Origin of the sequence: Pseudomonas psychrophila HA-4, assembly GCF_000282975.1 — a bacterium.
Taxonomy (GTDB): domain Bacteria; phylum Pseudomonadota; class Gammaproteobacteria; order Pseudomonadales; family Pseudomonadaceae; genus Aquipseudomonas; species Aquipseudomonas psychrophila_A.
Genome location: NZ_ALJC01000107.1, coordinates 129,499 through 154,489, shown reverse-complemented (window position 1 = coordinate 154,489; position 24,991 = coordinate 129,499). Strand labels below are relative to the sequence as shown.

The window sequence follows — 24,991 nt, the reverse complement described above, 5'->3', positions numbered from 1 at the left end:
AACTCGACACAAACCTGGCCGGCGGGCGCGACAACACGTTGCAGTCGGTGGTAGACCGCTGCCAAACCTCAATGGGCAGCCGCCTGCTGACTCGCTGGCTGAACCGCCCATTGCGCGACTTGAGTGTGCTACTGGCACGCCAGTCGTCGATCACTTGTCTGCTGGATGGCTATCGTTTCGAAAAGCTGCAACCACAGCTTAAAGAGATCGGCGACCTGGAACGTATCCTGGCGCGTATCGGCTTGCGTAATGCGCGGCCTCGCGATTTGGCGCGCTTGCGCGATGCCTTAGGCGCTCTGCCTGAGTTGCAAGATGCAATGATCGGCCTCGAAGCCCCCCACCTGCAACAACTGGCTACCATCACCAGCACCTACCCTGAACTGGCGGCGCTGCTGGAAAAAGCGATTAACGACAACCCGCCTGCGGTTATCCGTGACGGCGGCGTGCTGAAGACGGGTTATGACGCTGAGCTGGATGAACTGCAATCGCTGAGCGAAAACGCCGGGCAGTTCCTGATTGATCTCGAAGCGCGTGAGAAAGCCCGAACCGGCTTGGCCAACCTCAAGGTAGGTTACAACCGCGTCCACGGTTACTTCATTGAATTGCCGAGTAAACAAGCCGAACAAGCTCCGGCAGATTACATCCGCCGTCAAACCCTCAAAGGGGCTGAGCGCTTTATCACACCAGAGCTTAAAGCCTTCGAAGATAAAGCCTTGTCGGCCAAAAGCCGCGCTTTGGCCCGCGAGAAGATGCTGTACGAAGCACTGCTCGAAACCCTAATCGGGGAATTGCCGCCTCTGCAGGACACCGCCGCGTCGTTGGCCGAGTTGGATGTGCTTAGCAACTTGGCCGAGCGGGCACTAAACCTTGACCTGAACTGCCCACGCTTTGTCGATGAGCCGTGCATGCGCATCAGCCAAGGTCGCCATCCGGTGGTCGAGCAAGTGTTGACCACGCCGTTTGTAGCTAACGATCTCGGATTGGATGACAACACCCGCATGCTGGTGATTACCGGTCCGAACATGGGCGGTAAGTCGACCTACATGCGTCAGACCGCGTTGATCGTGTTGCTGGCGCACATCGGCAGTTTTGTTCCCGCAGCCAGTTGCGAGCTGTCGCTGGTGGATCGGATCTTCACGCGGATCGGCTCCAGTGATGACTTGGCCGGCGGACGCTCTACGTTCATGGTGGAAATGAGCGAAACGGCCAATATCCTGCACAACGCCACAGAGCGCAGCTTGGTACTGATGGATGAAGTGGGACGCGGCACCAGTACCTTCGACGGCTTGTCGCTGGCCTGGGCTGCGGCCGAACGTCTCGCCCAATTGCGCGCCTACACCTTGTTTGCCACGCACTACTTTGAGCTGACGGTGTTGCCAGAAAGCGAACCGCTGGTCGCCAACGTGCATTTGAGTGCAACCGAACACAACGAACGCATCGTGTTCCTGCACCATGTATTACCTGGCCCGGCCAGTCAGAGCTATGGTTTGGCAGTGGCTCAATTGGCGGGAGTTCCAGCCAATGTCATCACTCGCGCACGTGAGCATTTAAGCCGACTTGAAACCACCAGTCTGCCGCATGAAGTGCCACGCCAGGCGACTAGCAAAAAAGCAGTACCGCACCAAAGCGACCTGTTTGCCAGCCTGCCGCACCCGGTACTGGATGACCTTTCCAAGCTTGACCTGGACAACATGACGCCGCGTAAAGCACTTGATTTGCTCTACACATTAAAGACACGCCTTTAAAAGCTGCTAGAATCGCGCGCGGTTCGGGATGCAACTGGCCTTTTAGCCTGGTCAGAAGGTATCACTCCCGAGCCCTGCGAACCCGACTGGAAGGGCTTCGCTGCCGCCGCCTGAGGAGAAAATTAGAAATGACCTTCGTCGTCACCGACAACTGCATCAAGTGCAAGTACACCGACTGCGTAGAAGTCTGTCCGGTGGACTGCTTTTACGAAGGCCCGAACTTCCTGGTGATTCACCCGGATGAGTGCATTGACTGCGCGCTTTGTGAGCCTGAATGCCCTGCCGTGGCCATCTTCTCAGAAGATGAAGTGCCTGCAGGCATGGAAAACTTTATTCAGTTGAACGTTGAACTGGCTGAAATCTGGCCAAACGTCACTGAACGCAAAGACCCTCTGCCGGACGCGGCCGAGTGGGATGGCAAGACAGGGAAGATCGAGTTCCTAGAACGCTAATCAGCGCTGTAGCAAAAAGCCCCGTCTCCTACGAGCCGGGGCTTTTTGCGTTTAAGGTTTACGAAAAATCTGACGCTGACTAAACCCGCTTCGCCACTCCCGAATCCAAGTCTTAGCAAGGGCGTCACAATTAACCTACAAAATACTGAGCCTGCTAACTTTAAACTCGCAAGGCAGACGTATATAAAGGCTATTCGCGACCGACGAGCATCCAGCGAAAAACTTCATTCGCCTTATCGTCCAATCGAACTAGACTCTCCAAAATTCTTCTTCAGTTGCGCAAACTCGGGCTCAGACGCAGCATTTCAATGCCGATGTCGACCCAAGATTCAGCGTCCTTATGAAGCTCGAAATTATCGGGGACCAGCAGCCATTGCCCGAGAATGCCGTTGATATAGGCATGCAAGGTAATGGCGGCACGGCGGGTATCCAGATTTGAAGGGAGTTGTTCACGATGGACTGCATTATTCAGCGTGAGCTCAATTCGGCTGTTACAGTCGACACTCGCCACTTGACGTTGAAGGCGAAAATCGCACATTTCGTCAGTAAATTCGCACTTATGAAACAGAATTTCATTGATACGCCGAGTCTTCGGATCAATAGCCACCTGACGAAACAGATGAATCAACAGTTTGCGCAAGCAGCCCAGCGGGTCAAGCTCTGCTTCGCTTTCACTGGCTTTGGCCAGCTCATCCAAAGGCTCATGCAAGCTGTCCAGCATGGCCTGAACCAAGTCGGCCTTGTTGCTGAAATGCCAGTAAATTGCACCTCGGGTGACACCTGCCAGCGCCGCAATATCAGCCAGTGTGGTACGGGCAACCCCCCGTTCATAAAAGGCCTGCTCGGCTGCTTCGAGGATTTTGCTCCGGGTTTCCTGAGCTTCTTCTTTGGTACGACGCACCATGGCAATAAAAACCTCAATCAGGAGGGTTTGGACAAGGGCAATCAAGCATCCAAACCGACATCGGGTGGCGTTTTTTTTGCCTTATCCCGACCTACTCCATACGTTAAAAAGGGCTCTGTGACGGCCATCGTGACAGATTCCAACTATTTACAAACAGACACGAATGTAAGTATATTCATTAGCAAGCTACTTATCCACCCGGAGCAGCTTTCTTTACCCTTCCACTATTCTTGTGCGCTTTCGCGTGCCTGACCCGAGGATTTTCATGCAATTTAAGCCAGCTGTTACCGCTCTGGTTGCTGCCATCACCCTAGCTTCGCTGCTCAGCGGATGTAAGAAGGAAGAGGCGGCACCTGCCCCGCAAACCCCTCAGGTCGGCGTTGTGACGCTGAAAACGCAACCATTCACGATGACCACGAACCTGCCAGGTCGTACGACTTCGTACCGTTCGGCAGAAGTTCGTCCTCAAGTGAACGGTATTATTCTTAAGCGCTACTTCAAAGAAGGCAGCGACGTCAAAGAAGGTCAGCAGCTGTATCAGATCGATCCTTCGATCTACGAAAGCAACGTGCTGAGCGCTAAAGCGACCTTGCAATCGGCAAAATCGCTGGCTGATCGCTACAAGCAATTGGTCGCAGAGCAAGCAGTAAGCCGTCAGGAATACGACAACGCTGAAGCAACGCGACTCGAAGCCGAGGCTGCGCTGAGAACCGCTCAAGTAAACCTGCGCTACACCAAGGTTCTGGCACCGCTCTCCGGGCGCATTGGACGCTCGCTGTTTACTGAAGGCGCACTGGTAACCAGTGGTCAAGCCAACGCACTGGCAGTGATCACACAACTGGACCCCATCTATGTCGACGTGACACAGTCGTCGATTGAGATGCTCCAATTGCGCCGCGACCTCGCCGATGGACGCCTGAAAAAGGCAGGCGCTAACGCGGCAAAAGTTAAGTTGACGCTTCCAGATGGCAGCGAGTACCCCGTTGAAGGTCGCCTTGAGTTCACTGAAGTCTCAGTGGACGAAACTACAGGTTCCGTCACCCTGCGCGCGGTGTTCCCAAACGCTGATGACATTCTGTTACCAGGCATGTTTGTTCACGCCCAACTGGAAGCAGGCATCAATAGTGACGCCATTTTGGTTCCCCAAATCGGTGTGACACACAACGCCAAAGGCCAGCCAACTGCATTAGTAGTGGGTCCGGACAACAAGGTTGAGTTACGCGTGCTAGAAGCATCTCGGACTGTCGGCACTGACTGGCTGGTTGAGAAAGGCCTGAACGCTGGGGATCGAGTCATTACTGACGGCCTGCAATACGTCAAGCCAGGCGTTGAAGTCAAGGTTATGGACAAGGCTAAAGGCGAGACCCCGGCATCGGCCCCGGCCCCGGCCCCGGCCCCGGCCACAGAAAAAGCTTCGGGCAGTAAAGGGGAATAACCAATGTCGAAATTCTTTATCGACCGTCCAATTTTCGCTTGGGTAATTGCCCTGGTGATCATGTTGGTCGGAGCTTTATCGATCCTCAAGTTGCCCATTAACCAATACCCAAGCATTGCACCGCCTGCGATTTCGATTTCCGTAAGCTACCCGGGCGCCTCTGCACAGACCGTGCAAGACACCGTGGTGCAGGTGATCGAGCAGCAGCTCAATGGTATTGATAACCTGCGTTATGTGTCGTCAGAAAGTAACTCAGACGGCAGCATGACCATCACCGTTACATTCAACCAGGGCACTAACCCTGATACCGCTCAGGTTCAGGTGCAGAACAAGCTCAACCTGGCCACTCCTCTGCTGCCCCAAGAAGTGCAGCAACAAGGTATCCGTGTCACCAAGGCAGTGAAAAACTTCCTGATGGTGGTCGGCGTGGTCTCCACTGACGGCAGCATGAACAAGGACGACTTGTCGAACTACATCGTCTCCAACATGCAAGACCCGCTGTCAAGGACTGAAGGTGTGGGTGACTTCCAGGTATTCGGTGCTCAGTACGCCATGCGTATATGGCTCGACCCTGCCAAATTGAACAAGTACAACCTAACCCCGGTAGACGTTAAGTCGGCCATTTCTTCACAGAACGTACAGGTGTCTTCCGGGCAACTGGGCGGCCTGCCTGCGGTACAAGGTCAGGAACTGAACGCAACGATCATTGGTAAAACTCGACTGCAAACCGCAGATGAGTTCAAAAAGATCCTGCTCAAGGTCAACACTGACGGTTCGCAAGTGCGTTTGAGTGATGTGGCTGACGTCGCCCTGGGCGGTGAAAACTACAGCATCAGCGCCCAGTTCAACGGCAAACCATCTTCGGGTATTGCAATCAAACTGGCCTCTAACGCCAACGCTCTGGACACCGCTAAAGCCGTTCGCCAGACCATCAAAGACCTGGAACCCTTCTTCCCGCCTGGCATGGAAGTAGTATTCCCGTATGACACCACGCCGGTTATTTCAGCGTCCATTGAAGGGGTTGTTGAAACACTGGTAGAGGCTGTTGTGCTGGTGTTCCTGGTGATGTTCCTGTTCCTGCAAAACTTCCGCGCGACCATTATCACGACGATGACCGTGCCCGTTGTTTTGCTGGGTACTTTCGGGATCCTTGCCGCAGCAGGCTTCAGCATCAACACCCTGACCATGTTTGGTCTGGTATTGGCCATCGGGTTGCTGGTGGACGATGCCATCGTGGTGGTTGAAAACGTCGAACGGGTCATGGCTGAAGAAGGATTACCGCCCAAAGAAGCCACTAAAAAGTCGATGGGGCAGATTCAGGGGGCTCTGGTCGGTATTGCCCTCGTGCTGTCAGCTGTATTGCTCCCAATGGCCTTCTTCGGTGGCTCGACGGGTGTGATCTACAGGCAGTTCTCGATCACGATCGTATCGGCCATGGCGCTGTCGGTTGTGGTTGCGTTGGTGTTCACCCCTGCCCTGTGCGCGACCATGCTTAAGCCGATTACCAAAGGTGATCACGGTCAGAACAAACGCGGTTTCTTTGGCTGGTTCAACCGCACGTTTGACAGTGGCGTCAAACACTATGAAAACAGTGTTGGCAACATTCTTCGTCACAAAGCCCCATACCTGCTGGCCTACGTACTGATTGTGGTCGGCATGATCTTCATGTTCACCCGCATTCCTACCTCGTTCCTGCCGGAAGAAGATCAGGGTGTGTTGTTTGCTCAGGTTCAAACCCCGCCGGGTACCACTGCAGAGCGAACCCAGGAGGTGATTGACCGGATGCGTGAGTACCTGCTCAAAGATGAAACCTCGGCCGTGTCTTCAGTGTTCACGGTCAACGGTTTTAACTTCGCAGGTCGTGGTCAAAGCTCCGGTCTGGCGTTCATCATGCTCAAACCCTGGGGCGAGCGTGACGCCAACAACAGCGTTTTTGCACTGGCTCAACGCGCCCAAGCCCACTTCTTTACCTTCCGCGATGCAATGGTTTTCGCTTTTGCACCGCCTGCCGTGATGGAGTTGGGTAACGCAACAGGTTTCGACGTGTTCCTGCAGGACCGTGCCGGTATTGGTCACGAGAAGTTGATGGAGGCTCGCAACCAGTTTCTGGGGATGGCGTCACAAAGCAAAGTCCTCGCGGGTGTACGTCCTAACGGTTTGAACGATGAACCTCAATACAAACTGCTGGTCGACGATGAAGCTGCACGCGCACTGGGCGTCAGCCTATCCGACATCAACAACACACTTTCCATTGGTCTAGGTGCCAGCTACGTCAACGACTTCATCGATCGTGGCCGGGTTAAAAAGGTGTTCTTGCAAGGTGACGCTACGTCCCGCATGAACCCGGAAGACCTGAAAAAATGGTACGTGCGTAACGATCAAGGGACCATGGTGCCATTCTCAGCCTTCGCCAAAGGCGAGTGGACTTTTGGTGCGCCTAAACTGTCGCGCTACAACGGCGTAGAGGCCATGGAAGTCTTGGGTGCTCCTGCCCCTGGCTACAGCAGCGGTGAGGCAATGGCCGAAGTCGAAGCGCTGGCGAAGAAACTCCCTGCTGGCGTCGGTATTTCTTGGACAGGACTGTCTTACGAGGAACGTCTGTCAGGCTCGCAAGCGCCTGCCTTGTACGCGATCTCCTTGCTGATGGTATTCCTGTGCCTTGCAGCCCTGTATGAAAGTTGGTCTATCCCGATCGCAGTCATGCTCGTCGTACCGCTGGGTATTATTGGTGCACTACTGGCAACCAGCTTGCGAGGCTTGTCCAACGACGTGTACTTCCAGGTAGGTCTGTTGACGACAATCGGCTTGGCCGCGAAAAACGCCATTCTGATCGTTGAATTCGCCAAAGAACTGCATGAACAAGGGCGTAGTCTGTCGGAAGCTGCGATTGAAGCGTGTCGGATGCGTCTGCGACCGATCATTATGACGTCCCTAGCGTTTGTGCTCGGCGTGGTTCCATTGGCCATCTCTTCCGGCGCAGGCTCGGGTAGCCAGCACGCCATTGGTACAGGCGTAATCGGCGGGATGCTCAGTGCAACGGTCTTGGCTATTTTCTGGGTGCCGCTGTTCTTTGTTGCCGTGTCCTCAATTGGCAATAAAAAAGATGCCAAGCAAAAAACAGACCTGACTAAAACTCCAAACCAAGAGGCTGGCCAATGAGCAAGTCGCTTCTCGCAGTAGCCGTTGCAGCGTTTACGCTGAGCGGCTGCTCGCTGATCCCGGACTACCAGCGCCCTGAAGCGCCGGTAGCCGCGCAATACCCGCAAGGCCCGGCCTACTCGGCAAACGAAGCGCCGAACCAGGCTGCAGCGGAACAAGGCTGGCGTCAGTTTTTCCATGACCCTGCCCTGCAACAGCTGATCCAGACAGCTTTGGTCAACAACCGCGACCTTCGGGTCGCAGCCCTGAACATCGACGCCTACGCGGCTCAGTACCGCATCCAGCGTGCCGATCTGTTCCCGGCAGTCAGCGCCAATGCCAGCGGTAGCCGCCAACGCACCCCAGCGCGTATGTCGCAAACGGGCGAGTCATCCATTTCTAGCTCATACACCGCAACGCTTGGCGTGAGCGCGTATGAACTGGACTTGTTCGGCCGCGTTCGCAGCCTGAGCGACCAAGCGTTGCAAAACTACTTTGCAACCGAAGAAGCGCGCCGCACCACTCAGATCAGTCTGGTGGCCAGCGTCGCGAATGCCTACCTGACCTGGCAGGCTGACAAAGAGCTACTCAAGCTCACTCAAGACACCCTCAAAGCCTACGACGAGAGCTACAAGCTGACCTTGCGCAGCAACGAAGTCGGTGTGGCCTCGGCGCTTGATCTGAGCCAGTCGCGTACCTCGGTGGAAAACGCCAAGGTTCAGTTGGCCAAGTACACTCGCCAAGTGGCTCAGGACCAAAACAGCTTGGCCCTGCTGCTCGGGACGACCATCCCGGACAATCTGCCAGCCAGCCAACCGCTGTCAGCCGACCTGTTGAACAAAGTGCCTGCGGGCTTGCCGTCTGACTTACTGCAACGTCGCCCGGACATCCTTCAGGCAGAGCATCAGCTGCTGGCAGCCAACGCCAACATTGGCGCTGCGCGTGCTGCGTTCTTCCCAAGCATCAGCCTGACCGCCAATGCCGGGACCTTGAGCCCAGACCTCTCAGGTCTGTTCAAGGGCGGTTCGGGCACCTGGCTGTTCTCGCCGCAAATCAACCTGCCGATCTTCAACGCAGGTGCTTTGCGCGCAAGCTTGGACTACTCGAAAATCCAGAAAGAGATCACCGTTTCTCAATACGAGAAGGCGATCCAGACTGCATTCCAGGAAGTTTCTGACGGACTGGCTGCACGTGAAACCTACAACGAGCAGTTGCAGGCACAAACCGATTTCGTTAATGCCAACCAGGATTACTACCGTCTGGCTGAGCGTCGCTATCGGATTGGCATCGACAGCAACCTGACCTTCCTCGACGCTCAACGCTCGCTGTTCAGTGCACAACAATCGCTGATCACCGACCGCCTGTCGCAGCTAACCAGCGAAGTCACGCTGTATAAGGCGTTGGGTGGCGGCTGGTACGAACAGACCGGTGAAAACCGACCCATTTCGGACAAGCCGCCAAAGGCTTGATGAAAATCTGCTAAAACATAAAAACCGCCATTAGGCGGTTTTTATGTATGGGGCCTAACACATCAGACCCGATTTAATTGGACTGTACAGGCTGTAACCAATCAACAGGGACAACCCCTAGCGTGTCCCATATACCCGGAAATTCACTTTTCTGAATGACCTGCAAGTCACCCGCCTGAGCAACCTGTTGGATATAGGCCACCATCAATCTGGTTCCATCAATCAGTGCGCTCAGCATTTCGGAGGCGTGTGACGCCAGTTCTTTTGCCTCCTCCTCAGCGTGGGAGCGGAACTTGAGTACCGCTTTGTTAGGTGCTAACCAATACCCGGCACTTGCCCTCACAACCAGGTCCTGATTGATCATCCGGGCCAGATAAACGGGAGCAAAAAAGTTACTGTACAGCGCCCGCTCACCGGACTCATATGCCATCCTGCTGGCTCCGGCCATGTCTGATGTACAGTAAAACCCGCGAAATTTGAGTGTTGGATCCGCGTTCAAATGCCCCTTTTGGTTAAATTCAATACCCTGAGCCTGTGCAATGCTCACAGGCCGCGAAATGCGGTAGTGATTCAATCGAGAGTCAAAAACGATAAAGCCACCTAACATCGTGGCAGACTCCAAATCTATCGAACCTGACAGAGCAATTGCGGCTTCGTCAGCACTTCGAAAGTACTCAGGCAATAAATTCAAAACAGCAGTATTCAACATCATGGCTCATCCTTGAACTAACTCTCTACCTGATCAACCCCACCGTGTGGAGCTCAAGTGCCCAGAGATAGTCCAAGAATAAGAAGGATGAAATGCGTTACATACATAGGACAATTGCTGGCCGGTATCTGATAAGGGCCTAAACACTGACCATTGAAAGCAGTCCTGCCATTGCTTTCAAACCCGCGACTCAACTCCCAATTCATCCCACACCGATTCAGCCAAGTGGAACGTGGCATTGGCCGCTGGGATGCCGCAGTAGATCGCACTCTGCATCAGCACTTCTTTGATCTCTGCCCGGGTAACGCCGTTGTTGGCCGCCGCCCGCAGGTGCAATTTAAGCTCTTCGTTGCGATTCATGCCGATCAGCATCGCAATGGTGATCAGGCTGCGGGTATGACGTGGCAAACCAGGGCGCGTCCAGATATCACCCCACGCATGACGCGTGATCATTTCCTGGAACTCGCTGTTGAACTCTGTCAGCGCATTCAGACTGCGATCAACGTGTGCATCGCCCAGTACGGCGCGGCGTACGCCCATGCCTTCGTCGTAACGTTGTTTCTCGTCCACAAAACGCTCCTTAAACCGACTTTTTGGCTAACAAAAATGCCAGCACTCGCTGACTGAACGCGTCGCCCGCCTGCACGTTGGACAGGTGCGCAGCATAAAACTCTGCATACTCTGCGCCTGCCACATGCTCTTGAATGAAATGGCTACCCGACGGTGGCGTCACCGCGTCGTGCGTGCCAGCAATGACCAGTGTCGGCACGTGAATGGCGCCAAGCTGATCACGGAAATCAGCATCGCGCACCGCGGCACAGTTGGCTGCATACCCTTGAGGTGATGTAGCTGCCAGCATGTCCGTGATGCGTTTGGCCTGCTCGGGATTGGCCTCGGCATAATCTGCGGTAAACCAGCGAGCTATCGAAGCATCGCGCAACCCAGCCATGGCCGCCGCGCCATCGCGTAAGACCATCTCAATGCGCGGGTCCCAGATCGAAGGCTCACCGATTTTGGCCGCGGTGTTGCACACCACCAGCTTATGCAAACGTGAACCGGCATTAATGCCCAGCCACTGGCCAATCAGGCCACCCATCGACAGGCCGCAAAAATAGGCGCGTTCAATGTGCAGCGCATCTAACAGCGACAGCACGTCACCGCCTAACTGCTCAATGCTGTAAGGCCCTTCGGTGACCAGGGACTGACCATGGCCACGGGTGTCGTAACGCAGCACCTGAAAATGCTCAGTGAATGCCGGAATCTGCGATTCCCACATGCCCAGATCAGTGCCCAGCGAGTTGGACAACACCAGCACAGGCGCACCTTGCGGGCCGTCGAATTGGTAGTTGATTTCACCTTCAGCGAGTTGTACACGTCCCACGATCGTCTCCTTTTTATAATACCAACGCCAAATGTTCAGCCCGTGCACGCACGACCCATGTCGTCGCTTGCCCCAGGTAATGAGCAGGATCAAGCAAGCGATCCAGTTCGTCCGCCGACAGTTGGGCAGTTATCTCGGGTTCATCACCCAGCACCGCACGCAAATGCCGGTGTTCGGCCACAGCCCGCTTGCAACATTGCTCCAGCAGATGATGGGCGGTTTCCCGGCCGACACGCTGGGCCAACACGATACTCACAGCCTCAGCAAGCACCAGGCCATGAGTCAAATCGAGGTTTTGTGCCATGCGCCGTTCATCCACTTCCAGCCCTTGAGCAATATTCAGTGCCTGAACCAAAGCACCAGAGACCAAGCAGCAGATTTCAGGCAGGGTTTCCCACTCGGCGTGCCATAAGCCCAAGCTACGCTCGTGCTCTTGAGGCATGGCACTGAACAAGGTGCTCAATAACCCCGGTACCCGCGTCGCCGCACTGATTAGCACGGCCGAACCCACCGGGTTGCGTTTGTGCGGCATGGTCGAAGAACCGCCCTTGCCCGGCGCAGAAGGCTCAAAAACCTCCGCCGCTTCAGTCTGCATCAACAAGCTGATGTCGCGGCCCATTTTGCCAAGACTCCCGGCAATCAACCCGAGAACCGAACCGAACTCCACTAAACGATCACGCTGGGTGTGCCATGGCTGATCGGGCAGGCTCAACTGCAATTCATCCGCCAAGGCGTGCGCGACAGGCAACGCTTGATCACCCAATGCGGCCAAGGTGCCCGAGGCACCTCCAAATTGCAGACTCAGCAACCGTGGCTTTAACTCGCGAAGCCGCTGACGACTCCGGCTGACAGCGCCCAGCCAACCTGCGATTTTCATCCCTAGGGTGACCGGCGTGGCCTGCTGCAACCAAGTTCGACCTGCCAAAGGGGTAGCCGCATAACGCAGCGCCTGTTGTGCAAGCACATCGCCCAACTGCTGCAAGTCACGCTCGATCAGCACCAACGCAGCGCGCAGTTGCAGCACCAGCCCACTGTCCATTACGTCTTGGCTGGTGGCGCCCAAGTGCACATAGCGCTCAGCTTCCGGGGTGATGCTAGCGATCTGTTTGCCAAGCGCTTTAACCAGCGGAATAGCTGAGTTGCCAGCGCTGGCAATCGCCAGCCCCAAGGCTTCAAAGTCGTAGTGTTCGGCGCGGCAGGCGGCTTCAATCGGTGCAACTGCTGACGGCGGGATCAGCCCCACCCGAGCTTGAGCACGAGCCAGCGCGGCTTCAAAGTCGAGCATGGCCTGAACCCGCCCATGATCACAAAACACTTCGCCCATGGCCTTGCCTGTGAAGTAGGCGTCAAACAGCTGGTTACTCATAAAGCATCCTTTGCTGGCGCGCGCCAAAGGCAGGCGCGCGCGAATACATCACAGGTCGTGATGCAGGTATTTGGGTTGTTTCGGTAATCGGAAGCTGAACAGGAAAGCGATGGCCATCATGACCGTCACGTACCAGTAGAAGGTATTCTCCATGCCCATCGACTTGAGGCCCAAGGCCACATATTCCGCCGAGCCACCGAAAATCGCGTTGGCCACCGCATAAGCCAGGCCAACACCCAGCGCCCGTACTTGCGGTGGAAACATTTCAGCTTTCACCAGACCGCTGATCGAGGTGTAGAAACTGACAATCGCCAGCGCCAGCGTGATCAAGACAAACGCTAAAAACGGGCTGGTAACGGTTTTCAACGTCAGCAAAATCGGCACCGTGCACAGGGTACCCAAGCCACCGAACCAGAGCATCGACTTGCGACGCCCGATCTTGTCAGCGAGCATGCCAAACACCGGCTGCATGCACATATAAAGGAAAAGTGCGCCGGTCATGATGTAACTGGCCGTCTTGGCGTGCATGCCCGCGGTGTTCACCAAGTACTTCTGCATGTACGTGGTAAACGTGTAGAAAATCAGCGAACCGCCAGCGGTATACCCCAGCACGGTAATGAATGCCGCCTTGTGATCCCGGAACAACGCCGCAACGCTGCCCGCGTCTTTGTCTTCACGGGTTTCAGCACTGGTGGTCTCTTTCAAGGAGCGACGCAGCAACAGCGCAATAACCGCCGCAATGGCCCCGATCACAAACGGTATACGCCAGCCCCAGGCGCGCAGTTCTTGTTCTGACAAAAACTGCTGAAGAATCACCACCACCAACACTGCCAGCAGTTGCCCACCGATCAGGGTCACGTATTGGAAAGACGCGAAAAAACCACGCTGCCCTTTGAGGGCGACTTCACTCATGTAAGTGGCCGTGGTGCCATACTCCCCGCCGACTGAAAGCCCTTGAAACAAGCGTGCCACCAACAGCAGCGCCGGAGCCCAGGCACCGATTGATTCGTAGGTTGGGAGAAAGGCGATCACCAATGACCCGGCGCACATCATCATCACCGAGATCATCATTGAGTTCTTACGGCCGTGCTTGTCGGCTACCCGACCAAACAGCCAGCCACCGATAGGACGCATCAAAAACCCAGCCGCAAACACTCCGGCTGTGTTCAGCAATTGCACCGTAGGGTCATCAGAGGGGAAGAAAGCAGGCGCAAAGTAAATCGCGCAAAAGGCGTAAACGTAGAAATCGAACCATTCGACCAAGTTGCCGGAGGAGGCACCGACAATCGCAAAAATCCTTTTTCTACGCTCTTCTCCTGTGTAGTGAGTTTCTGTTGTCATGATTTCTTAGACTCATCTGGGTTAGTTACTTTTAGACATAGCTTGTAACAAGTAACACTGCAACCACTAAGAGCCGGGCGATTGAATAATCAATCGCCCGATGTTGCGCTTACGTCAGCGATCAGACCCGCTCGATTGCTAACGCCAGCCCCTGGCCGACACCCACGCACATGGTTGCCAAGCCTTTCTTGCCGCCGGATTTTTCCAACTGATGCAAGGCTGTCATCACTAAACGCGCGCCGCTCATGCCCAGCGGATGCCCCAGCGCAATTGCGCCGCCATTTGGGTTAACGTGCGGCGCGTCGTCTGCCAGACCCAGTTCGCGCAATACCGCCAAACCTTGGCTGGCAAATGCCTCGTTGAGTTCGATCACGTCAAAGTCGCTGACCGCCAGCCCCAGACGCTCGACCAATTTGCGCACCGCAGGCACCGGACCGATGCCCATCACGCGAGGGGCAACCCCGGCGCTGGCCATACCTAATACACGAGCGCGAGGAGTCAAACCGTGGCGTTTGACAGCCTCGGCAGACGCCAGAATCAGCGCCGCTGCGCCATCATTTACCCCCGACGCATTGCCAGCGGTGACCGTTTTGTCAGGGCCATTCACGGGCTTAAGTTTGCTCAGGGTTTCGAGGCTGGTGTCCGCACGTGGATGCTCATCGTGCTCTACCACGGTTTCGCCTTTTTTATGGGCGATACGTACCGCAACGATTTCCTCAGCAAAGTAGCCCGCTGCTTGGGCCGCGGCCGTACGCTGTTGGCTACGCAGGGCAAAAGCGTCTTGATCGGCGCGGGAAATCTGGTAGTCATCAGCCACGTTGTCGGCAGTTTGCGGCATCGCATCGACGCCATACTGGGCCTTCATCAGCGGGTTGATAAAACGCCAGCCTATGGTGGTGTCTTCCAGCTTCATGTTGCGCGAGAACGCGGCATCGGCTTTGCCCATAACAAACGGGGCACGCGACATTGATTCAACGCCACCGGCAATGGCCAGTTCCATTTCGCCACTAGCGATCGCACGGAACGCAGTACCAATAGCATCCATACCCGATGCACAGAGACGATTGAGGGTCACACCCGGAATAGTGTCTGGCAGACCGGCCAGCAACGCGGCCATGCGCGCTACGTTACGGTTGTCTTCGCCCGCCTGGTTGGCGCAGCCAAAGAACACTTCGTCGACTTCGTCCCATTTCACAGTGGGGTTGCGCTCAATCAGCGCCTTGATCGGGGTGGCTGCCAGGTCATCGGCACGGACCGCCGCCAAACCACCGCCGAAACGGCCAATGGGGGTACGAATTGCGTCACAGATAAAGACTTCACGCATCACGCTTCTCCTGGTGCCTGACCATGGGCCAGCGCGGTGCGGGTTTCCAGATCACGCAAGGCAGTCAATTCGACATCGGTCGGCTCAGCAGTCAGTTCGACGTTATCGGCAAAACGAATGGCCCAGCCAGTGGCTGCAACGACTTGCTCGCGGGTCACGCCAGGGTGCAAGGCGGTGACCACAAATTCGTTGGTTTGTGCTTCAGGCTCCATGATGCACAGGTCAGTGATGATGCCTACTGGCCCCGCGCCCGGCAGCCCCAAACGCTTGCGCGAGTCGCCGCCTTCGCCGTGCCCAACCGAGGTAATAAAGTCGAGCTTGTCGACAAACGAACGCGCCGATTGCTTAAGGATAATCAGCACGCTTTTGGCTGACCCGGCGATTTCCGGCGCGCCACCCGCACCCGGCAGACGGACTTTTGGATGGTGGTAGTCACCGACCACAGTGGTGTTGATATTGCCGAAACGGTCCACCTGAGCGGCGCCCAGGAAGCCAACATCGACCCGGCCACCTTGTAACCAGTAGCGGAAAATTTCGCTAGTGGAGACCACGGTGTCCGCGGTTTCGGCCAGTTCGCCGTCACCAATCGACAGCGGCAACACATTGGGCTTGGCACCAATCGGGCCCGATTCGTAGATCAATACCACATCCGGGGACGAGGTCAGGCGCGCCAGGTTGGCCGCTTTGGAAGGCAGGCCGATACCCACAAAACACACCGAGCCGTTTTTCAAACGACGGGCGGCGGCAACGGTCATCATTTCATTGGTGGAGTAAGCCATTATTTTGCCTCCGAAGCGCGGGCCAGCTTGGCCTGGAACTCGCTGAAATTTGCAGTGCCGTAGATGTATTCGTTAATCCAGGCGGTGAAGGTCTCGCGGTCGCGGGCAATTGGATCCCACGCCTGATAGAAACGGTTATCACGCTCGGTGTAACCATGAGCGTAGGACGGATGTGCCCCGCCCGGTACGTGGCACACAGCGCTCAAGGCCCACGTCGGCAGCACGCAGGCATTCATCGGCGCTTGCAGGTCATCCACGATCTCTTCAACCGTCACGATGCAGCGCTTGGCAGCCAAGGCGGCTTCTTTTTGCACGCCCAGGATGCCCCACAGCAGAACGTTGCCTTTGCGGTCAGCCTTTTGCGCATGAATCACGGTCACATCCGGGCGCACCGAAGGCACAGCCGCCAGCACTTCACCGGTAAAGGGGCAGGTAACGGTTTTGATCAGCGGGTTAACCTTCGGCAGGTCAGAACCGGCGTAGGCACGCAGTACCGCGAACGGTAGGCCCGATGCACCTGCCACGTAGGCATTGGCCAGGTCAGCGTGGCTGTGCTCTTCGATGTCCAATGGCTGCGGCCATTGCTTTTCGACTGCATCGCGCAAGCGGTGCAGCGAACCTACGCCAGGGTTACCGCCCCAGGAAAAAATCAACTTTCGTGCACAACCGGCGCCGATCAACTGGTCGTAGATCAGGTCAGGTGTCATGCGAACCAGAGTCAGGTCTTTCTTACCCTGACGAATGATTTCATGACCTGCTGCGGTCGGAATCAAGTGAGTGAAACCTTCAAGAGCGACGGTGTCGCCATCGTTCACAAACTGTTTCACGGCGTCGTGTAACGAAATGATTTCTGCCATGAGGGGTAGCTCCCGTTTATTGTTGGCCACTGAAGAGAAAACGGTGCGTCTAAATTGCACCGAACTACCAGCAGGTTAAGCCGCCACCCCCAACGCAAACAATCCGATAATCGACTATGTGTTCGGTAATCGAACGCATAGTTAGCAGGCTAGGTATCTGCCCCACGGGAGATTCTATGCTGTACAGCAAGTCGATTTCGTAGCAGTTGCCGGGCCTGCGAGGCGGCTGCTACGGCTACAACGCTTAGGTAAACAGCTGCGCACTCAGTTCACGGCTGGAATTGAGCATGATCGGCAGAAAGCGCTGCTCCAACTCAGTACGCGTGACTCGCCCAGCGTGGGTGCTGACGTTCAAGGCTGCCAATACCTGACCCGAAGCGTCATACACCGGCACTGCAATTGAACGCAGGCCTTGCTCCAACTCTTGATCGACCACGCACCAGCCTTGCGTACGCACTTGCAGCAAGCATTCAAGTAACGCTTCGGGTGTATGCAGCGTGCGGCTGGTCTTGGCCTGGAATTCTGCATGGGCCAAATACTCGTTCAAGGTCACGTCATCCAACGCGGCCAACAAAATACGCCCCATTGATGTGCAATACGCTGGCAAGCGGCCGCCCACCGACAAATCGACCGATATGAGACGCTGAGTGGTCGCCGAACGGGCGATGTACAGAATGTCGTCACCTTCCAGAGTCGCCATGTTGCACGCTTCGTGCAATTGCTCGCTCATACGGTCCAGATAAGGCTGGGCCGATACCGCCAGTGGCGTCGATGACAAGTAGGCATGGCCCAGCGTCAGTACTTTGGGCAATAGCGAATACGTGCGGCCATCGGTGGTGGCGTAACCGAGCTTGATCAGCGTGTACAAACAGCGACGCACAGCAGCCCGAGGAATTTCAGTGCGATGGCTGATCTGCGCAATAGTCAAATGCCGTTTGCGCTCCTGAAACGCCTGCACCACCGCCAGACCGCGGGCCAGAGAGGCCATGAAATCAGGGTCACCGGCAAATGCCTGAATGCGTTTGGCAGGCGACGCAACAATCGGTGGCGCGATGCCAGTCACCGTATTGCGTAATTGATCACTCATACCCAGTCCTCCCGCCTTCTTTATTTATTGTTATTACACACCCGCCCCGGCAGCAGTGCACGCTGGGCAACGGCAACATTGGGCGATTATCGAACCGATGGCCGATAATCGCAATCTCAGAGAGCATCACACCGGCAGCCACGAGGTGTAAGAATGTCGCCCTGCTCGCTCACAGCGGGCAATGTTCAATTGGCGTATTTTGCAATTGCGTTCAACACGGGCATGCGAAGTGTTATTAAAAACTCTTTGTCAGCCTGCCCGACACCAAACAGGCCATCATTGATCGGAAATATCTGCGTTATATGCGGCATGAATTAAGCCGACTCAGTACAGCGCAAACTTGGCAATGCAATTACCGCCACCATTGTATTAATACATGTGAAGCGTGACGCATTCTGTTAGCTCACTGAACAGCCTTAACAAAAGTGCACTTGGAAGTTGACGCGCCCGAAGCGCTTCGGCGATAGTAGGCGCCTTACTCAAGCCCTTGTGGCCCGCCAGTAATTTACTGCAAGAAGGCAGTGTTCCGCTATTTTGGATCCAGTCTGTCGATTGAGTTCAATAGGCTGTGGAATTAACTTCCAAGTGCAGCCAGCATTACCCTCATTGGGGTGGACACTTAACTGCTGCGACACTCATGTGTTAGTTAATGACGTGATGGCGCTCACAAAGTGGTTTATTCAACCTTGACGTTGCTTATCGGCATCCCCACAAAGCGAATTCACACGTCAAATTAATAAACCTCTCGTGCAGAGTGGTTCACCGGGTTTAATTTCTACTCATTTAGGTAGCACTGTGACGAAAGACGAACTGCGCGCAGAACTTGAGCGTCAGGAACAACGTTACAAGGATGTTTACGGTGGCGAAGTGACCACCTACGCCGCTAAGCCGGAGCCCGAGCGTAAACCTTGGCGCAAGCGTGCCAGCCTGCTTGATCAGGCTTTTTCTCAAGAAATTCAAAAAATTGAAAAAGAACTCAAGGTTGAAGAACCCTAAGCCTGCGAATCAAAAAAACTGAAAAGACCGTCGACTACGGAGGCTGCCCCTTCGTGATTGGCATGAGCGGCTGTTGCTGCTTGCTTCGCCAAAAGTCCGGTCACACCCAATAGATCACCTGATTACAGAAATTTCATACGCCCAAACTAGGCTAGGGCCACATCCCTCCAGAACGCTCATAGCCTGTGCTATCAGCGGGTTAGAGGGGAATCAAGGCATCCGAAAATGGACATGTCTTACAATTTTTTTCATTTTTAGATGTTACCAACGAGCAGCTAGTGCATCGATTACCATGGTTTTCTGGCATAATCCGGCCCCCTTTATGACCGTGTCAGAAAACCTTCATGATCGATCTATTAAGCGGATTGGACGCCTGGGTTCTTATCAGCCTCTTCTTCGCCCTAGCCTTTGTTCTCGCCTTCGAGTTCATCAACGGCTTTCATGACACCGCGAATGCGGTAGCGACTGTCATCTACACCAAAGCCATGCCGCCTCACTTGGCGGTGTTCTTTTCTGGTGTGTTCAACTTTCTTGGCGTTCTGCTGGGCGGAGTCGGGGTGGCATACGCCATCGTCCACCTGCTCCCGGTAGAGCTGCTGGTCAATGTGAACACCGGACACGGCTTGGCCATGGTGTTCTCGTTACTCGCAGCTGCCATCACTTGGAACCTGGGAACCTGGTACTTCGGGATTCCAGCCTCGAGCTCGCACACCCTGATCGGCTCGATCCTGGGTGTCGGCCTGGCCAATGCCTTGATCAACGGGATTCCGGTGAGCGAAGGCGTTAACTGGCAAAAGGCTATTGATATCGGCGCTTCGCTGGTGTTCTCGCCTATCGCCGGTTTCGTGATTGCAGGCCTTATGCTAGTCGCCCTGAAGTGGTGGCGCCCCGAGTCCAAAATGCACAAGACGCCAGAACAGCGTCGCAAGCTGGACGACAAAAAGCATCCACCGTTCTGGAACCGTCTGGTATTGGTGATTTCCGCCATGACCGTGAGCTTTGTTCACGGCTCCAACGATGGCCAGAAAGGCATTGGCCTGATCATGCTGGTGCTGATCGGCATCGTGCCGAGCGCCTTCGTTCTGGACCTCAACAGCACCACCTACCAGATCGAACGAACTCGCGATGCGACCTTGCACTTGAGCCAGTTCTACCAGCGTAACAACGCTAGCCTGAGCGAATTCCTGGCGCTGGGCAAAAGCGTTAAAGAAGACCTGCCTGGCAAGTTCAGTTGCAACCCGCAACAGACCGAACCAACCATTGATGCGCTGCTCGGCTCGCTCAAAGGCGTTGCGAACTACCAGTCGCTGTCGTCTGAAAAGCGTATCGAGATTCGTCGCCACTTGCTTTGCCTAGACGACACAGCAAAGAAAGTCAGCAAACTGCCAGTACTCGACGCCCGCGAAAAAGCGGACCTCGAAAAACTGCGCAAAGACCTGACTGCCACCACTGAATACGCCCCGTTCTGGGTAATTCTGGCGGTCGCACTGGCCTTGGGCCTGGGCACCATGGTTGGCTGGAGGCGCGTGGTTAAAACCATTGGTGAGAAGATCGGCAAACAGGGCATGACCTATGCCCAAGGCATGGCGGCTCAAATCACCACCACCATAGCTATTGGCTTGGCAAACGTCTTTGCGCTGCCAGTTTCAACGACCCACATCCTGTCCTCAGGCGTGGCGGGCACCATGGTCGCCAACAAAAGCGGCCTGCAAGGCAACACCATCAAGACCATCCTGATGGCTTGGGTGCTGACCTTGCCTGCGACAGTTGCCCTGTCCGCAGGTCTGTTCTGGCTGGCCTCTATCACGCTCGCCTGATACCACCCGCTAATAAAAAAGGTACGCCCCTCACGGGTCGTACCTTTTTTATGCCCTAGGCTATGGGAACCCGGGCAACGAAGCAGTTGCCGAAGACTACCTCCGGCGGTAAAGCCGTCGCACTAGCAGGCGGCGCGGAGCACCCGCTAATCTCGGGGTTTAGAACTTACGATAGCTTCGTAATCAGACGCAGCCTTGCGTAATTCGGCAACTACGAAGAGCGACTCATCACTTTTCGCACGCGCAAAAAAATAGGCGACCGAAGTCGCCCAAAATGCCTTGCGTGCTCGTGTTCCAGTAAGACCCGGCGCTACTTGTTGCGCTTCTGAGAGTCTTTCCAGATAAAAATGCCCAGACCGGCGAAAAACAACACCATGAGACCGACTGTAAGTACCCCAGCGATAACCACATTATCGAGAAACATGACTGCCTCCTGCGCGTGTCTGTTTGTGTGTTGAAGCTAGGTTAACCAGACGCGCAGGCGCATAACTTGACCGGGATCAATAGTGATCACGGCCGGGCTGGCCTTAAAGGGGAAAGTTGACTCAGGTCAGGAAAACGCTGCAACTCAGCGCTTTTTAGGCTTCTTTTTCGGCTTTTTCTTGGCACTTGCTAACGGCATGGCTTGCTCAAAAGCCTGTCGCACTTCGTTCAGACGCTTTTCATTCAGGTCATGCACACGCTTGGCGCGCTCTGCACCCAGATCAACCAGCTTGCTGTCTTGGCTCATATACACATCATGTCACTGCCAGGGAATGGGCCAATAATGCGTCGGGGAAGCCCAACAGGCCAGAAAAAATGAGTCATACCTTTATATCAACCCATAAACCTTGGCGCGGCGCTTCATCAATTAACCCATCACTTGCGGGTTCAACTGCTTGCGCGTCATCCGGCTCCAGATCCTGCGCCTCACGCTGACGGTGCTTTTGCTGACGTTGCTGCTCTTCACGCAACAACAGCGTGGCCTGATCGGCGTCATGCTGTTTCAAATTGACGGTGCTATCGCCCGAACTAGGTTGCGTAGGCACCACCGCCGGAATTTCCGGGCGTGGGCGTACCGGGTCCTGCTGCGAGGTCACGGGCACAACACTCAGCGGTAGGATCGGCGGCAGCATCGTCATGCACTCCTGTTCAGCGTGTCTACAACAAGCCACTGAGTTGAACCACTCATCGAAAAGCACCACCGGCTTCTTTTGTACTGATTAGCTTTTTGTGAGAGTCCTTTGGACTGTAGCCCTTGCTGCGTTAATATACTCGGCTTTTTCAAAGCGGGAGTCAGGCAGCATGGCGCAGCAGTATCAACCGGGGCAACGCTGGATTAGTGACAGCGAAGCTGAGCTAGGCTTAGGCACCGTTCTGGCACAGGACGGTCGCTTACTGACTGTGCTCTATCCGGCCACTGGCGAAACCCGCCAATATTCGTTGCGCAACGCACCTCTCACGCGCGTACGCTTTTCGCCAGGCGACACCATCATCCACTTCGAAGGCTGGAAGATGACCGTTCGCGAAGTCGATGACGCTGACGGCCTGATGGTTTACCACGGTTTTAACGAGCAAAACGAACTCGTTACCCTGCCAGAAACCCAACTGTCGAACTTCATCCAGTTCCGTCTGGCCAGTGACCGCCTCTTCGCCGGGCAAATCGACCCGCTGTCGTGGTTCTCACTGCGTTATCACACCCTTGAACATACTAGCCGTCAGTTGCAATCGCCGCTGTGGGGGTTGGGTGGCGTACGCGCACAACCGATCGCCCACCAATTGCACATTGCCCGTGAAGTAGCCGACCGCATCGCCCCGCGCGTTTTGCTGGCGGACGAAGTCGGCCTGGGTAAAACCATTGAAGCGGGCTTGGTGATTCACCGCCAATTGCTCAGTGGCCGCGCCAGCCGCGTGCTGATCGTGGTGCCTGAAAACCTGCAGCACCAATGGCTGGTCGAAATGCGCCGTCGCTTCAACCTTGAAGTGGCGCTGTTTGACGAAGAGCGCTTTATTGAAAGCGACGCCAGCAACCCGTTTGAAGATTGCCAATTGGCACTGGTTGCCCTCGAATGGCTGGTCGACGACCCGAAAGCGCAAGAAGCGCTGTTCGGCGCTGACTGGGATCTGCTGGTGGTCGATGAAGCGCACCATCTGGTATGGCACGAAGATCAGATCAGCCCTGAATACGGGCTGGTTGAACAACTGGCTGGCGTGATTCCAGGTGTGCTGTTGCTCACTGCAACCCCTGAGCAATTGGGTCAGGACAGCCACTTCGCACGTTTGCGCCTGCTCGATCCAAACCGTTTTCACGATCTGGCCGCCTTCCGGGCCGAAAGCGAGAACTATCGCCCGGTGGCTCAGGCCGTACAGGAACTGCTGGATAAAGGCCGCCTGTCCCCTGAAGCGCATACAACCATTCACAATTTCCTTGGCGCTGAGGGCGATACGTTGCTCGCCGCGGTCAACGAAGGCGACACCGAAGCCAGCGCTCGCTTGGTCCGTGAACTGCTTGACCGTCACGGCACCGGCCGCGTGCTGTTTCGCAACACTCGCGCCGCGATTCAGGGTTTCCCGGAGCGCAAGCTGCACGCCTACCCGCTGCCGTGCCCGGACGAATACCTCGAACTGCCACTGGGCGAACACGCTGAGCTATACCCGGAAGTCAGCTTCCAGGCCCAGCCCGACGCCAGCGACGAAGAGCGCTGGTGGCGCTTTGACCCGCGTGTAGAGTGGCTCACAGACACCCTTAAAATGCTTAAGCGCACTAAGGTTCTGGTGATCTGTGCCCACGCCGAAACCGCCATGGATCTGGAAGACGCCCTACGCGTGCGTTCCGGTATTCCTGCAACGGTCTTCCACGAAGGCATGAACATTCTTGAGCGCGACCGCGCCGCTGCCTACTTCGCGGATGAAGAATTCGGCGCGCAAGTGCTGATCTGCTCAGAAATCGGCAGTGAAGGTCGTAACTTCCAGTTCGCTCACCACTTGGTTCTGTTCGATCTGCCGTCCCACCCAGACCTGCTAGAACAACGCATCGGTCGTCTAGACCGTATCGGCCAAAAGCACATCATTGAACTGCACGTGCCGTACCTAGAGACCAGCCCACAAGAGCGCCTGTTCCACTGGTATCACGAAGCGCTAAACGCGTTCCTCAATACCTGTCCGACCGGTAACGCCCTGCAACACCAGTTCGGCCCGCGCCTGCTGCCGTTGCTAGAAGGTACCGACGATGACGAGTGGCAAGCACTGATCAACGAAGCCCGCACTGAGCGTGAGCGGCTTGAGCAAGAATTGCACACAGGTCGCGACCGTCTACTGGAGCTCAACTCCGGCGGCGCTGGCGAAGGTGAAGCCCTGGTAGAAGCAATTCTTGAGCAAGACGATCAGTTCACCCTGCCGATCTACATGGAAACCCTGTTCAATGCCTTTGGCATCGACAGCGAAGACCATTCGGAAAACGCACTGATCCTCAAGCCAAGCGAGAAAATGCTCGACGCCAGCTTCCCGCTGGGCGACGACGAAGGTGTGACCATCACCTACGATCGTAATCAGGCGTTGTCCCGCGAAGACATGCAGTTCATCACCTGGGAACACCCAATGGTGCAGGGCGGCATGGACCTGGTGCTCTCGGGGTCGATGGGTAACACCGCCGTGGCCCTGATCAAAAACAAGGCGCTGAAACCTGGAACCGTACTGCTCGAACTGATTTACGTCAGCGAAGTGGTCGCTCCGCGCTCGTTGCAACTGGGTCGCTACCTGCCACCTGCTGCGCTGCGCTGCTTGCTCGATGCCAACGGCAACGATCTATCCTCGCGCGTGGCGTTCGACACCCTGAATGAGCAGTTGGAAAGCGTGCCTCGCGCCAGCGCCAACAAGTTCGTGCAGGCCCAGCGCGACAACCTGACGCCGAAAATCAACGCCGGTGAAGCCAAGATCGCTCCGCGTCACGCAGAACGTGTCGCCGAAGCTCAACGCCGCCTGGCCGCCGACACCGAAGAAGAGCTGGCACGCCTAACCGCTCTGCAAGCGGTTAACCCTACAGTGCGGGACAGCGAACTGGTTGCCCTGCGCAAGCAACGTGAGCAAGGCTTGGCCATGCTCGAAAAAGCCGCTCTGCGTCTCGAAGCCATTCGCGTGCTGGTCGCAGGTTAACGATCTGCGAGGGCCGGTTTGCCTGCGATGCGGGCAAACCAAGGCCCACTGTGGGAGCTT

21 protein-coding genes are annotated in these 24,991 nt (G+C 55.8%); 8 read left to right on the top strand and 13 right to left on the bottom strand.

Annotated elements, in window-relative coordinates; genetic code table 11:
• The coding region (gene mutS / locus B347_RS0117940; protein ID WP_019411078.1) for a DNA mismatch repair protein MutS at positions 1–1,745 on the top strand (1,745 nt) is incomplete at its 5' end.
• 128 nt (positions 1,746–1,873) lie between these two features.
• Positions 1,874–2,197: a ferredoxin FdxA gene (fdxA, locus tag B347_RS0117935; protein WP_019411077.1), complete on the top strand. Its 324-nt coding sequence runs from the start codon at positions 1,874–1,876 to the stop codon at positions 2,195–2,197.
• Positions 2,198–2,468: 271 nt separating this feature from the next.
• Here the strand turns inward: fdxA and B347_RS0117930 are convergent, their stop codons facing one another.
• Complete coding sequence (locus B347_RS0117930; RefSeq protein ID WP_026014268.1) at positions 2,469–3,101, bottom strand: TetR family transcriptional regulator; 633 nt, start codon at positions 3,099–3,101, stop codon at positions 2,469–2,471.
• Positions 3,102–3,366: 265 nt separating this feature from the next.
• On the opposite strand from B347_RS0117930, the gene B347_RS0117925 reads away from it, so the two are divergent.
• From B347_RS0117925 to adeC, 3 genes are read left to right on the top strand one after another with little or no spacing between them, the layout of a single operon-like run.
• A complete protein-coding gene (locus B347_RS0117925) occupies positions 3,367–4,536 on the top strand; it encodes an efflux RND transporter periplasmic adaptor subunit (RefSeq protein WP_019411075.1) in 1,170 nt (389 codons plus the stop codon).
• A gap of 3 nt (positions 4,537–4,539) precedes the next feature.
• On the top strand, positions 4,540–7,695 hold the full coding sequence (locus tag B347_RS0117920; protein ID WP_019411074.1) for an efflux RND transporter permease subunit: 3,156 nt from the start codon (positions 4,540–4,542) through the stop codon (positions 7,693–7,695).
• Positions 7,692–9,143, top strand: coding sequence for an AdeC/AdeK/OprM family multidrug efflux complex outer membrane factor (adeC, locus tag B347_RS0117915; RefSeq protein ID WP_019411073.1), 1,452 nt, complete (start codon positions 7,692–7,694; stop codon positions 9,141–9,143). The genes B347_RS0117920 and adeC overlap by 4 nt, the downstream gene beginning before the upstream one ends.
• A gap of 73 nt (positions 9,144–9,216) precedes the next feature.
• On the opposite strand, the gene B347_RS0117910 is transcribed toward adeC, so the two are convergent.
• The 9 genes from B347_RS0117910 to pcaR form a co-directional block, all read right to left on the bottom strand.
• A complete protein-coding gene (locus B347_RS0117910) occupies positions 9,217–9,855 on the bottom strand; it encodes a hypothetical protein (protein WP_019411072.1) in 639 nt (212 codons plus the stop codon).
• Positions 9,856–10,029: 174 nt separating this feature from the next.
• A complete protein-coding gene (pcaC, locus tag B347_RS0117905; protein WP_019411071.1) occupies positions 10,030–10,422 on the bottom strand; it encodes a 4-carboxymuconolactone decarboxylase in 393 nt (130 codons plus the stop codon).
• 10 nt (positions 10,423–10,432) lie between these two features.
• On the bottom strand, positions 10,433–11,233 hold the full coding sequence (pcaD, locus tag B347_RS0117900; protein WP_019411070.1) for a 3-oxoadipate enol-lactonase: 801 nt from the start codon (positions 11,231–11,233) through the stop codon (positions 10,433–10,435).
• A 13-nt stretch (positions 11,234–11,246) separates the two neighbouring features.
• Positions 11,247–12,599 (bottom strand): 3-carboxy-cis,cis-muconate cycloisomerase, encoded by a 1,353-nt coding sequence (locus tag B347_RS0117895; RefSeq protein ID WP_019411069.1) that lies wholly within the window; start codon positions 12,597–12,599, stop codon positions 11,247–11,249.
• A 48-nt stretch (positions 12,600–12,647) separates the two neighbouring features.
• On the bottom strand, positions 12,648–13,940 hold the full coding sequence (locus B347_RS0117890) for an MFS family transporter (protein WP_026014267.1): 1,293 nt from the start codon (positions 13,938–13,940) through the stop codon (positions 12,648–12,650).
• 121 nt (positions 13,941–14,061) lie between these two features.
• Positions 14,062–15,267 carry a 3-oxoadipyl-CoA thiolase gene (pcaF, locus tag B347_RS0117885; RefSeq protein WP_192812388.1) on the bottom strand — a complete coding sequence of 402 codons (1,206 nt, stop codon included), beginning with the start codon at positions 15,265–15,267 and terminating at the stop codon, positions 14,062–14,064.
• Positions 15,264–16,046, bottom strand: a complete 783-nt coding sequence (locus B347_RS0117880) for a CoA-transferase subunit beta (RefSeq protein ID WP_192812390.1) — start codon at positions 16,044–16,046, stop codon at positions 15,264–15,266. Before B347_RS0117880 ends, pcaF begins: the two co-directional genes overlap by 4 nt.
• A complete protein-coding gene (locus tag B347_RS0117875) occupies positions 16,043–16,900 on the bottom strand; it encodes a CoA transferase subunit A (protein WP_019411065.1) in 858 nt (285 codons plus the stop codon). The genes B347_RS0117880 and B347_RS0117875 overlap by 4 nt, the downstream gene beginning before the upstream one ends.
• A 244-nt stretch (positions 16,901–17,144) precedes the next feature.
• Positions 17,145–17,987 (bottom strand): pca regulon transcriptional regulator PcaR, encoded by an 843-nt coding sequence (gene pcaR / locus B347_RS0117870; protein WP_019411064.1) that lies wholly within the window; start codon positions 17,985–17,987, stop codon positions 17,145–17,147.
• A 795-nt stretch (positions 17,988–18,782) separates the two neighbouring features.
• Here pcaR and B347_RS0117860 point away from each other — a divergent pair.
• Positions 18,783–18,983, top strand: coding sequence for a hypothetical protein (locus tag B347_RS0117860; RefSeq protein ID WP_019411062.1), 201 nt, complete (start codon positions 18,783–18,785; stop codon positions 18,981–18,983).
• Positions 18,984–19,327: 344 nt separating this feature from the next.
• Complete coding sequence (locus B347_RS0117855; protein WP_019411061.1) at positions 19,328–20,800, top strand: inorganic phosphate transporter; 1,473 nt, start codon at positions 19,328–19,330, stop codon at positions 20,798–20,800.
• 310 nt (positions 20,801–21,110) lie between these two features.
• On the opposite strand, the gene ccoM is transcribed toward B347_RS0117855, so the two are convergent.
• The 3 genes from ccoM to B347_RS0117840 all read right to left on the bottom strand — a co-directional run bounded on the left by ccoM (position 21,111) and on the right by B347_RS0117840 (position 21,915).
• Positions 21,111–21,224, bottom strand: a complete 114-nt coding sequence (ccoM, locus tag B347_RS27095) for a cytochrome c oxidase subunit CcoM (RefSeq protein WP_019411060.1) — start codon at positions 21,222–21,224, stop codon at positions 21,111–21,113.
• Between the two features lie 144 nt (positions 21,225–21,368).
• Positions 21,369–21,530 carry a hypothetical protein gene (locus B347_RS26725; protein ID WP_019411059.1) on the bottom strand — a complete coding sequence of 54 codons (162 nt, stop codon included), beginning with the start codon at positions 21,528–21,530 and terminating at the stop codon, positions 21,369–21,371.
• A gap of 73 nt (positions 21,531–21,603) precedes the next feature.
• Positions 21,604–21,915 carry a hypothetical protein gene (locus tag B347_RS0117840; protein WP_019411058.1) on the bottom strand — a complete coding sequence of 104 codons (312 nt, stop codon included), beginning with the start codon at positions 21,913–21,915 and terminating at the stop codon, positions 21,604–21,606.
• 169 nt (positions 21,916–22,084) lie between these two features.
• Here B347_RS0117840 and rapA point away from each other — a divergent pair, with 169 nt between their 5' ends.
• Positions 22,085–24,931 (top strand): RNA polymerase-associated protein RapA, encoded by a 2,847-nt coding sequence (gene rapA, locus B347_RS0117835; protein ID WP_019411057.1) that lies wholly within the window; start codon positions 22,085–22,087, stop codon positions 24,929–24,931.
• The last annotated feature ends 60 nt before the right edge of the window (positions 24,932–24,991 follow it).